The sequence below is a fragment of the Paenibacillus sp. FSL H7-0716 genome (genome assembly GCF_038002705.1).
GTDB lineage: Bacteria > Bacillota > Bacilli > Paenibacillales > Paenibacillaceae > Paenibacillus_AQ > Paenibacillus_AQ odorifer.
The window spans coordinates 269,336-281,422 of sequence record NZ_JBBODA010000008.1 but is presented as its reverse complement, the minus strand read 5'-3'; the positions used below and the strand labels follow the sequence as shown (position 1 = coordinate 281,422).

At 40.5% G+C, this 12,087-nt stretch carries 7 protein-coding genes; all 7 read right to left on the bottom strand.

The window, feature by feature from the left end; translation table 11 throughout:
* Window positions 1-31: 31 nt before the first annotated feature.
* Window positions 32-2,608 carry a glycosyl hydrolase gene (locus MHH60_RS13785; protein ID WP_076134458.1) on the bottom strand — a complete coding sequence of 859 codons (2,577 nt, stop codon included), beginning with the start codon at window positions 2,606-2,608 and terminating at the stop codon, window positions 32-34.
* Between the two features lie 543 nt (window positions 2,609-3,151).
* Entirely contained in the window at window positions 3,152-6,994 is a 3,843-nt protein-coding gene (locus MHH60_RS13780) for an AAA domain-containing protein (protein WP_076134457.1), read from the bottom strand.
* A 243-nt stretch (window positions 6,995-7,237) separates the two neighbouring features.
* The gene (locus tag MHH60_RS13775) at window positions 7,238-8,386 is read right to left on the bottom strand and encodes a DUF3626 domain-containing protein (protein ID WP_076134456.1); all 1,149 of its coding nucleotides are present in this window, start codon (window positions 8,384-8,386) and stop codon (window positions 7,238-7,240) included.
* Between the two features lie 251 nt (window positions 8,387-8,637).
* Window positions 8,638-9,282, bottom strand: a complete 645-nt coding sequence (locus MHH60_RS13770) for a Type 1 glutamine amidotransferase-like domain-containing protein (protein WP_076134455.1) — start codon at window positions 9,280-9,282, stop codon at window positions 8,638-8,640.
* A 377-nt stretch (window positions 9,283-9,659) separates the two neighbouring features.
* Window positions 9,660-10,424 carry a VOC family protein gene (locus tag MHH60_RS13765; RefSeq protein ID WP_076134454.1) on the bottom strand — a complete coding sequence of 255 codons (765 nt, stop codon included), beginning with the start codon at window positions 10,422-10,424 and terminating at the stop codon, window positions 9,660-9,662.
* 2 nt (window positions 10,425-10,426) lie between these two features.
* On the bottom strand, window positions 10,427-11,266 hold the full coding sequence (gene proC / locus MHH60_RS13760; protein ID WP_256719406.1) for a pyrroline-5-carboxylate reductase: 840 nt from the start codon (window positions 11,264-11,266) through the stop codon (window positions 10,427-10,429).
* Entirely contained in the window at window positions 11,251-12,078 is an 828-nt protein-coding gene (locus MHH60_RS13755) for a MetQ/NlpA family ABC transporter substrate-binding protein (protein ID WP_076134453.1), read from the bottom strand. The genes proC and MHH60_RS13755 overlap by 16 nt, the downstream gene beginning before the upstream one ends.
* Between the last annotated feature and the right edge of the window lie 9 nt (window positions 12,079-12,087).

Sequence of the window (12,087 nt, the reverse complement as noted above, 5' to 3'; positions counted from 1 at the left end):
TTACACAAAGATACCTTTTTTCATTAAAAGCTTACGGCTCAATCCCCCACACAAGCTGACCATTCATATACCCGGTGACCTGTTCATTGTTGATGAACTGACTGCTGGATGCCTTGAACGAATAATCATTAGCCTGGTTGTAATTGGACCAGTCGGTTTTGGAGAAACGGGTTTGAATTTCTGCGCTCTGACCTGGATTAAGTGTTCCAGCCGAACTCGTGAAACCAATTTCCAAAACATAATCTGCACTGGCAACAGGAGTCGCCAGCTTAACGAAATTGCCGGTTACATTCGCATTTCCGATGCTGGCCCAGTCGATCCAGAAACTCTGATCTTTCTCGCCATCAATCGTATAGTAATACCGGACCTTCACATCACTTAGTTGAATCGCTGAATCACCGGTATTGACTACTTTGATTTTGGGTGAAATCCCGTTGGTGGAGGCACTTGTGTTGCCATTAAAAGCTTGGACCGTCAAATCTCCAGTGGGTACTGGAACACTGCTATCCGTTACGTTCACTGTAAGAACAGCATTATTTCCCCCATTAAAATGAAAGGTTATCGTATTCTGTCCCAGCGGCAGCGTGGAAAGATAGGATTTTTTCAGAACAACAGCAGCGCTTGATGCCGTATAATCCTGACTCGCTAAAAGTGTGGAATTTCCATTTGTGATACTTGCAAGCTGGTGTCCATTTAAGGTAAGGGCTACGGAAATATCCTGGGCTAGATTCGCCGCTTTATCAAATGCAGCACTCACGGGTGCAATGGATGCGCTTGGCGTGGAATCGATAATTTTCACTTTTAATACGGGATCTTGTCCTTTATTAAAATCAAAGATGATCGAATGCTCACCAACCGGCAGTGTCGCCAGAAATGCTTTTTTGAGCAGCAGCGTATTTCCACTCAAGGTATAATCCTGAGTCTCTATTAATGTATTTGCGCCTGCCCGGAGAGCGGTTAGCGTATTGCCGTTTGAATTCACGGTGATGGCTTTGTCACTCTGATTGGAGGCATTTTTATCAAATTCGATGTTTGCAGGTGTGATAGACGCACTTGGAATTGGATTGTTAACCTTCAAATCAGGCAGCTCATCGAGCGTGATTACATAATTGCTTTGGTACAGCGTTGTTAAGGTGGCCGGATAATTAAAGGCGGAACTCATGAGATGCTCACCATACCACGGTAAGAAATAGAGCCAGCCCGATTTTTCCTCTGTCAGATTCTGAACGCTTGGAACGGTGTCGTTCTCCGTCATGGCTACCATTTTCTTACCGCCCGTTAAATCAACAAGCTGATAGAAAATCGAGGTAATCGCGTCCTCATTGGGAACACCAGACAAACCGTCATAGCGGTTATAGATCGTGTTGTATTTATCATAGCCTACAATATCCACCTGATCATCGCCGGGATACCATGCGGGAGAAGTGCTGTAGACATAGCTGTTGTAGGTCCAGATCAAATTATGCAGACCGTACGTTTCTGTAAGTTCAGTATAGAGCAGATCCCACAACTGCTTGTATACCTCCGAGCCTGCCGAAGCCCACCAGAACCATGCACCTTCTCCATTCAATCCGCCGTTGCCCTCCGCCTCATGGAAGGGTCTGAAGATAACCGGCACATTGTTATTTTGCAGAATCTGCAGTTGCTCCGCCAAATCCCCAATGGCCAGTTGTACATATTGGTATTCTTTCGTACCTGGAACTACCGCATTAGCTGTATTAAAATTGGTTTCTGTCGGCTTGTAGGTGGCTTTCTTCCAATCCACAAATTCCCCGAGCTGATAGGCGGTGAAATCTCGGGGCACAGTGATATGCCAGCTGTTTGTCGCAATCCCGCCCCGGTTATTCACCCAATCGATCATACGGGCGGTCGTACCATCCTCCCAGCCGTAAAGCGGATTGTAGTTCATCAGATCAAATCCGCGGATCGCTGGATACTTTCCCGTTAAATTGTGAATCCAATCAAACTCCAGCTCGGAATTGCCGTCATTTCCGCCTCCGTAAATCTCCTGCTGGCCGGAGATCATATGATTGCCGTAAACCTCCGTTAAATAATTCATCAGAAGCTGAGTTTCCGGAGTCGATCGAGTATCGCTAAGGACAGGTTGCACATCCAGGGGATCAAGATCGGCATAATCCACAGTGAAGGTATCAAAATAAGCGAAACCCCAGCCAGCCTTCAGTTGAATAGTGTTGCTGCCTTGATTCAGCTTGTGATAGCCAAAATCGAAATTCGACCATGTGGTCGTATAGGGCAGCATATACGACCCCTTCGTAACGCCGTTAACGGCTAAAGATTGAAGCCTGCCGTCAGCACTGAGCTCCTGCATATAACGTGTGGAGATCGTATACATGCCGGTTTCTGGGACAGTCACTGTGAAGGAAATTGTACCGGAATTCTGCATCCAGACAAATCCACTTCCAGAGTATCCGGGTTTGGGCTGTCCGTAAATTTGGGTCGTCACTTGAAGATCGGAGGTGAGCTGAGCGTTTTCGCTTTCAATTGTGAAAAGTGCGTTGTCTGCATGAACGGGCGGCGCTGTCATCAATCCAAGCAGCAGAGTAAATGCCAGCATCATTGTGATTGCCTTCTTGAGCAAATTTTTCATTTCCACCTTTCCTCCCTATGTTAAATATGGTAAATAAAAGTTCAATATACCATCTCTTGGATGCGCTTTCATAGATAAGATAGCATATATTCCATATTTTGTAAATCTATCAAATCGAGAAAATTTCCACATGCAAAAAAACTCCCACCAATATTTATTAGGAGGATTTTGCCGCCTTCCAAGTAGAATGTTGAGCATTTTTTGATGACACATTATCGAAAATGAGAACTGTAAAATTTTGAAGGAGTCCCATGAAGAAATATGAGTATGTAGTTTAAGAAATTAATCAGCCATCCGGCAAAGTGTTAAGACAGTTTCATTTTCATAAGCATGTTGCCGAAATCATCCGCAAAAACGCCCAAGCCGAAGTCCAAAATGGACATACCTCTTCCATTCCACACAAGACAGGCCGGAAACTTAACACAATAAAATAAGCCGGAGCGCATGACCACTTATACTCCGGCTTGTTTTTATTTCAAGTTATTTTGAATGAATTCCCGGTCCGCTTTTTTCAAATACTTCAGTGAAATTCAGAATACATTCTTATTTCAATTTAATATGAATATATCTTTCTTTTAAATACTGAATCATACTATCTTCAACGATCAAACAACTTACTTCATCACGTTTGCTAACTTTCCCAATCTTGGATAACCAGTTATGAGAACCTATAAACAAATACTTATCATCAACTAACAAAATTTTAGAATGAATAGGAGGAATATATTGAAGTGCTTCCCCCATTACCTCTTTCAGCTTTGAAATTGATAGTTCAATATCTGATTTTCTTCCAAATGCATAATCCTTCATAACAATACTATTAATATCATGGATATCGATCCCTTTCCCCCCTCTATATCCAAAACCAATTCGGATCTCCACGCTTTTAGCTATCGCCGCCTCAACAATGTCAATAAACTCTTCATTAACCACGTACGGCATGATCCAAGGGGAGAAGATTACTATTGACTTCGTGGCATAACGCATTGCTTCTATTAATACCTGATAGTGCTCTTCTGGTGTTATAATTAGATGTTGCGGTATATGCTCACGAATATATGCTGAAAATACATCATTTTCATTCTCCATCTTATCAGTTGGAGTAGTAAACAACGCAAAAGAAATAGCTTTCATATCTGGACTTACAGTATGAAATTGTTCGTCATAGGGGCTAATGCCTACGCCCTTTTCCATAATAATCCTAAGAACATGATGCAAATAATTATGTTCGAGATTGGAAATAATATCAAGGTTCCCAACCAACACAAACTGTTCTTTGGCACGGGATAAAGCTACATTTAGCATATTAGACCGACCACCAATAAATGCAGTAAGTCCTTGTTTTTTAGAAATATTACTATCGATGACTGAGCTGAAAATTATATACTTCTTTTCCTGCCCTTGAAAGGTATGTACAGTACCGATATCTACTCCAGCAATAGCTGCTTGCAACTTTTCCTTTTGTTTACTGAATGGAGTTATAATTCCGATTTGTTCTTTAGCATCTTCGCCGTACTCCTTCACATAAGCATCTACTAAATTCTTACACACCTGCACCTCTGAAAGGTTAAAGTGGGCTCTGCGATCCTTTAAACCTCGCACGTCTATTGCTACCAAATTTCGTTTAAACAATTTGTCATGGTTGTCTTTATTAATGATAGAAAGTATGTTTCCATAAACATATTGATTCGAAAATAACATTATACTTTCCTCGCATCGGCGATGCTCGGTTAAGATCATTCCTTTTCTTTTTCCTTGGTAATCGTATTCGTATATATTAGAATTAAGATCAACGTAACTTTGTGCACTATTGCGCTGCACACAGAGCGTATCATGATATGTCTCCGGTATAGGCTGAAATTGCTCAATCACATTGCTTTTTAAGAGCCTTATAGGCTCCAATTGCTCAATGTCCCCCACTATTATAGCTCTTCTGGATCGAAACAAAGGACTGCTCAAATAATGCGGCATAATCTGCCCTGCTTCATCAACAAGTAAGGTGTCAATTAGTTGCGGCAACAAATGAAAGGTTCTCTCCCCGAGGGAATGTAAGGTAGAAGTGGCGACTGGAAAACAAAGAAACATTGTGTCCCAGAGACTCTGAATCCCTTTTGCATATTGAATGTCTCTTTTGTTTCCTTCATTGAAAAAAGGATTGAACCAGCTGCCTTCACATATCAAATTCAAGTTATGTATTATTTCTTCTGCATGTTGTAAAATGTACTGTTCTGTCACTCTCAAGGAGAGTAAATACAGCTCGTGACGGTTTTTTAGAATAATAGGATTGCACGAAAAGTCAAATCTGCTGTTTAATGAGATTTCTTCAAACTCCCACTTATCACAGAGTTCCTGTTCCTTTAACATCTGTAATTCCAACAATTCAATCACCTTATAAAGAAATTGCAATTTCCGGTTCAAAGCCAGTTGTTCTTTTTTTTGATCAGCAAGTTGTTCCTGAATCTCTAATACAATCGATTTCTGAACATTAAGATCGTTTATGCAGGATGGTAATCGCTTATCTAGTAATTCTTGTTCCTCGGCTTCTTTATTCTTGATCAAACGATTTTCAATATAAGTTTCAGAGGGATATACCTTAAAAAATTTTTTTCTTTTTGGAATAAGCCAACCAAACCAACTACTCTTCTTCCACCTTAGATATTTCTCTAAAATGCTGTAGCCTTCCTTGATCTCTTCGGGTATGACTCGCAATCGCAACTTGGTTTCTTCCACTTTCTTTTCCAAATTTCTGATTTTCTGTTCGGAGTCTGTATGTCTATCCTTCAAAGCATTCATTAAAATTTCGAGTTCAACAACCCTTTTTTCGGACTCCTCCCTTTCGCTTATAAATCTCGATCTATCTTCAGCGGTGCTTATAGATGTTATTTTATTGTCAGTATAGAAACGAACTGTCTCCTCTCTTACTTCAATGAATCGCTCTATATCACCATAGATATTTTCAAGTTTGTTATATGTATCATTAAATTGAGTTCTCACTTCAGGCAGGGGATATTGGTTGTACTCAGTTTCCAGCCCTTTAAGAAACATTGGAACAAATTTCTTCATGAATGACTCTTTATTAGTGGCATTTCCTAATCTTGCGCAAAAGAAGCCGTTAATTTGCTCATTTTCTTCTTCGTTTGTTACAAATCGAGAAAAGTATGCCACTTCTTTAAGCAGCTCTAACCCAATATTATCCACGGCTTTATTGTTGGTGCTAGTTAGAACCATCGAGTAAGTTCGTCCACTACCAGTGATCGGATAACGATATAGTTCGCTACTTCTTTCCTTAAACCGCTCCCATGGCTGCTCCCATACCTCAATCAGGCCCCTTGCTTTTTTCACCATATTATCGGCAAAAATTTCTTTGAGCAGTGTACTTTTCCCTGTACCTGGGGGACCGTTTACCGATAGAAGAGTGTAGTTTTGAGCTGCATCAAGCGTATGCCATTGCTTCTCATTGATCGGATAAGAACCAGTATAACTTCCATAATGAAATAACTTGCCATCTTCTGAGTTGTTATACTCTACAGTGGACTGTCCCCCTATTAAATAAGTCGACAACAACTCCGGAAACTTTACTTTCTCTGAAACTAATTCAATAATACGTTGAATCTCCTTTTGAAAAATCGGTCTTGTCATCTCCTCCAATGTTTCGAATGTAATAAACGCCTGATTGAGTTTCTGCCAGCCTTCATAAGATTTAAAGTGTTCAAGGGTTTTCCCGTATCTTGACGATAACTCTCTATTCAGAATATTTATGATTTCAAACATATTCGTTTGTTGTGCATAGTCATTTGCACTTAGCAATTCCTGTAAATTATTTTTTTCAAGCTCAGCAATCTCAGATGTTGCACAATTTGTGAGCTTAGCGATAATGATCTCTAAGCTTTCCCGATTGATAAAAAAACTATCTACCTTAAGGTTTTGATCCTCAAATCTGCACATAAAAGTAATCAAGGGCTTTATCGTTGTCTCTTGTTTCGTTTTTTTCTTTAAAAGTGGATAGCAAATTGTTGTGGTATCTACTAGTAAACTTTTTATAAATTCTTCAGTATTTGCTCTATTATCCGTATATACGAAGGATATCCAGGATAAAAAATCGGCTACCTCCATTTCTCCTGAGACAACAAGTTTAATACTTGATCTAAGCTCATCGTCGTTGTACTTTCCTTTCTTAAGCTGATCTTTTATATCCTTGTAATCCGTAAGCTTTTTGAATATAGTGAAAACTTTCTTATCGAAAGAATGTTCTTTTAAAGTACTGGTATTACTCAAATGATCATCACTAAAGAGTTCACCTTCCACCTTAGAAAGCGAATTTTCCATTAACGCTGTCTTTTTCTCATATTCAATAAAATACCTAAGTACGGTTCTAGCATCCAACAAGGAACTAACCTCCATAAAAACCATATTTCTATAAGATAGTCTTATTATAGAACATTTAAGGATGTTGTATAAAGTTAGTTACCGATAAAAAGGCTTCTGCCGTTTTTTCAGCAGAAGCTCTAATAATAATTGATTCACACGAACATCTCATCAATGACAGGTCGAATATCCCATACGGAGGGAAATTCGGTTTTTTTGTTTCTTTTACCTAAATCCCCCTCACTTCAAGCGTACCAACTCTTCTTACAACTTAAAGTTTCGGAGCGGCTTTCCGTACCGTACCAAAACATGCCATAAGAGTTTTAATTCTTGAAGTACATCTTTTTCGGTTCCTCGGTCCCGCCATGCTGAAGGATCATGCTTTAAGTGCATAGCAGCAGATCCAATCATGCTCGTATCGATATAACCGTGATGAGCAATACGCTTAGCCAAGGAGGGCATCGTAGGACCTCTAAAATCTGAAGGCACTTCGTCTACCCACATCGCGAATCCCATGTGCCAATAGAGTTGGATGGCATACTGTAAACATATTTGCTCCAGGACTCGCCCTGTTGGAGTACCCTTGAATGAAGGATCGGCAACTAAAATTTCCACATCTTCCTTTAGACGGATGTTTCCATGAACTTGCGCTTCAATATAGTGGTTAAGATTACGTTTAGCTTCACACTTTGAAGGGTCTGAAAACGGCATTGTGAGGTTGACCCGAAGATGGTCGACTAATTTTTGTGATTGAAGATCTTTTTCCCCTAGAGCGGAATCTCTTAAGAAAATCTCCTCTAGTAATGCCGCCATCATATCATCAAATTCTGCATATGTCCCTTTCTGTACAGGGTTTTGATGCGAATCCATATAGGTGTATGTACTGCGATAAGAAACCTCAGGGGATAGGAGGAAATAGCAGGAGCCAAAGCGCGGAGCTGGCCCATCCGAATGACGCATCAAATCAAGAGCGCCATATTTAGGGCGTTCGCTATTCGAAGCACCCTCTTGTTGGTATGCCCCTCCAAATAGTCTTTCCTCCCACAAATCACGTGGACCGCCAGAATAGGCTGATACACTACCACTGGATAACAAGGTCTCAAATTGGCTCTTGTACACGCCTTGCTCCAATAGCGCCTCTGCAACACTTTTCTTTACCGGATCTAGTCGATCTGGATGGAAATGAAGAGCAATCTTCGCATGTGACATTATTTTGACCATAGCATCTTCAAACTCTTCCCGATCCACATTAGACATTTGAAGAATTTCATGGATGGTCTGAACTGCTTCACTTTTTCTAGTTCGCGCGTAATTCGTAACATATTCTAAAGCCGATAATTGTGACTCCGATAGTTCCTCAGTGAACTGAGACTCTCTTATTTTATTGGCATTTGCATAGCCTTTCCACTCCATTGCTTATTCACTCCTTTCTAGACCCCGTATATAAGAAAAGAGACTTGATTTCTCCTCTCAGTGTATCAAACGCTTCTTCACTTAAAACTTCATATCCTTACCATCGCGGAATCCGATAACTTTACGTGGATCTGGAATGATATTAATTCAAAATAGTAATCAACTCGATTAGCTCGTAAAGTGCTGTCAAATAGGGACTCAAAACAAATGCCATTCAGTTAACCGTCAGTGTCACAACCACTCAACCATTATTAGAGCGTCTCAGCCAATTTCTGAATCTTTGAGTGGGAAATTAAATATACATTGCCTATAATGTCGATTTTGCTGCCCTTCACACGTACAGTACCATCTTTGTCTGCCGCCACATAAATATCCATTTTATTCGATAAAGGGAAACGCTCCTCAATCATCGCGGTGTTATCATGATCAAAATGAGCTTCAAAAGAAAAGTGATTAAGAGCCATACCTTCACAAACAGTGCATTCATCCACATATTCATCAGACATGTTCATCCCACCAGCACTTGTTCCCATTACAACAGCATTGCTTTTTTTAATCAAATCCGATAATTCATATTCCGTCAAAAGGTACTTTTGGTCGCGAGCGGTTCCACCACATAAAAAAACGACAGAGGCGTTTTGAATTAACCGCTGGGCATCTTCCTTCTGCGTGCGGTCATCAATGAAATGATATTCATCAAAATAAATGTTAGCCTGATTAAACCATGTCCTTTCAAAAACACTATCAATATTAACTTGTTCATCACTAAAATCAGACGATTCAGCGCTAATCATAACGAGCGATTTTCTGTCTGTTATATCCTCATGCAACACATTGACTAGCTTCTCAGAAAAACCCTTATCATAAAACCAATCTAAGTAATAGTGAGTTTTCATCCGTAATTACCTCCATATGTAATATTTATATTTATCCATTATGTTTATCAAAATCCATAGTGCCAGGCAAGATAAAAATGTCTATAGTAATATAAATTTAGAGGCATAATCAAGGTTCTCTATCTGTGCTAGATCCACATTAAGCTTATCCGGCGAGGAAATGGGCCACGTATTTTTGTTCTGCACCGATTATCATCACCTCCTTTTATATCATGGACATCGTACCATATAATGGAATTCAATAAATCTTACAAATTAATTAAAACAAAAAAATTCAAGCATCATTAGTTCCTTCGGTGAACAGCAAAAAGACTTACTCGAGGTATCGATCCCTTCAAGTAAGTCTTTATTTCTAAAGTTATAACGTTACTAGTCCCTTAAACGAAAACATACTCCCCATCACCAATCCGAATCGTCTTCCCTTTCAGCTCTAACGAATCCGTTTCAAAAACCACCTGCTTGAATTGGTTTTCGTCTCCTTGCACGAAAACAAATGATCTATCGCCAATCTTAAGGCTGAAGGTATCATCCTCTGGCTTCGTAACAGGCAGTCCGAATATGGTTCCCCAATGGTTGGCTGCAGCTTCAGGATCGGAGACATGAAATACAGCACGGACGATTTCGACTTCTCCCGCAGGATGAGGCTTAATGACTCCAGATGATGTTAATCTTTCCACTCGCTCTGTATCCGTTCCGCTCCATTGAATGATGAACGGATAGACCAGTCCCCCAAAGTCACCAGCAATGGTCATCATCCGCCACTCTATTAATCTGCCCTCGTTATCTAGACGCTTACCATCGATAATTGGAGATAATGATAAGCCTGCTGCTTTCAGGGAAGCCGCTACTTCTTCAATATCATCCGTCCGGATAACTACTCTACTTAGAACTTCATGTTCTGGTAAAAGTTCAACTGCATCTTTCACCACTAGATTATGTTCAGTTGCCTTTGCCAGCTCAAGATTCTCAATGCCCAGAAACTCGAGATAGGTTAGCCCAAAGTAACTTAAGGCATTATAGGTTCCCCAATCTTTATGAGATCCTCCTTTAAAAGCAAGCAATCCATGAGCTCCAAAGATCTCAACCGGTTTGGCCAAATCATTGACATAGTGAACTAAATGATCCCATTTCATCGTTGCCATGATTACTTCACTCCCAGCTCAGTAGTACGTTTTACGGCTGCCAGAACACTTCTTTGCAGGCCCGCTGCGAAATCACTGTTGTTTAATTCGTACAAGCCATGCATGCCGACACCGCCAGGTGAATTATTAATATCCAGCAGCTGTCGTGGATGCAGCCCTGTCTGTTGCAGCATTGCTACCGAGCCCATCAGATTCTCCAGTGCAACCTTCCAGGCTTGCTCACGCGGCAGTCCGGCGAGTACACCTGCATCCACGAGAGATTCAATGAAATAATAGATATAGTTAGGACCCGCCACACCAAATCCAGTGAAAACATCCATTAACGCCTCATCCAGATATTGTACTTTTCCAAAGCCGAGTAAGAAATACTCCACTTGATCACGAGTAGCATATGCATTTAACGCTACACCACTATAGCCATATCCTGTATCGGTTAAAGTATTGGGGATAACCCGGATAATGGACCGTTCAGCTCCAAAATACCCAGCTAATTGATCATTCGTCACACCTGCTACAATCGATACGATTGCGGCAGAAGCTGTAGCGAATTGTTGTACATCTTGACCAAGTGTAGTTAAATCATCCTGTGGGCGAACTGCCACTACAATCACATCTGCTGTAGACAGGTTATGCTCTTGCGGACTCTCCGTATCTACACCGTATTTGGTATTCAAAAACTGCAGACGCGCTTCATTAATATCCGATACACTAATTTGATTTACAGACAAGGTGTTATTCGCTATACATGCGCGGATGATCGCTTCCGCCATCTGTCCGCCACCAATAAAATGAATCTTTTCTTTGGTCACTCCGTTCACTTCCTTAATTAATTGTTGTCCCAAGCTTCAGGTAGAATGAAACCATCATATTTTTCTAATCCAAGAATATATTCTTCAAACTCTTTGGATTCATAAGCAGCTTTCAAATCTTTAGCCCACTGAGAATTTTCATCCTTTTTATTAACCGATACGATAATTCTGTGTTCCATAGGTGTGTTTTCTATTTTCAAAGCATCCGTAATCTTTCTGTCCGAATTGGCAATATAATTACCATTTACAACGCCATAATCAACATCTTGAAGGGAGACAAGGATTTGAGCGGGGTCCAATATTTTAATATCAATATTATATTTATCCGGTTCCATACTATTAATATTAAAATCCGCTACGCCCGCCCCTTCTTTAATTTTGACCCAGCCCAATTCTTCCAGAATACGTAGTGCACGCTCTTGGTTTACCGGATCGTTCGGAACAGCTACGGTTGTACCGTCTTTAACATCGTCTAGCGTGGTATGATTTACAGAATAAAGACCTTGTGGAGCACCTGGAACATAAGCAATTCCGACCATATCTGCATTGATTTCTTCGTTAATAGCCTCCATATAAGCTGTACTTTGGAATATGCTTGCGTCAATGGAGCCTTCCTTCATTGCTGGATTGACCTGCATGTTTTGCGAGAAGGTTTTAATGTCAACGGAATACCCTTGTTTCTCTAGAATCGGTAGGATCGATTGGCGGAATTGTTCCTCATAGGTTCCAACACCAAATCCAACGGTAAGCTTTTTCTTATCTCCAGAATCCCCCGCCTCTTTATTGCTACAAGCCGTCAACACTGCAAGAACACCTATCATCATCACTAACATTAACTTTTTCATACTTACTTC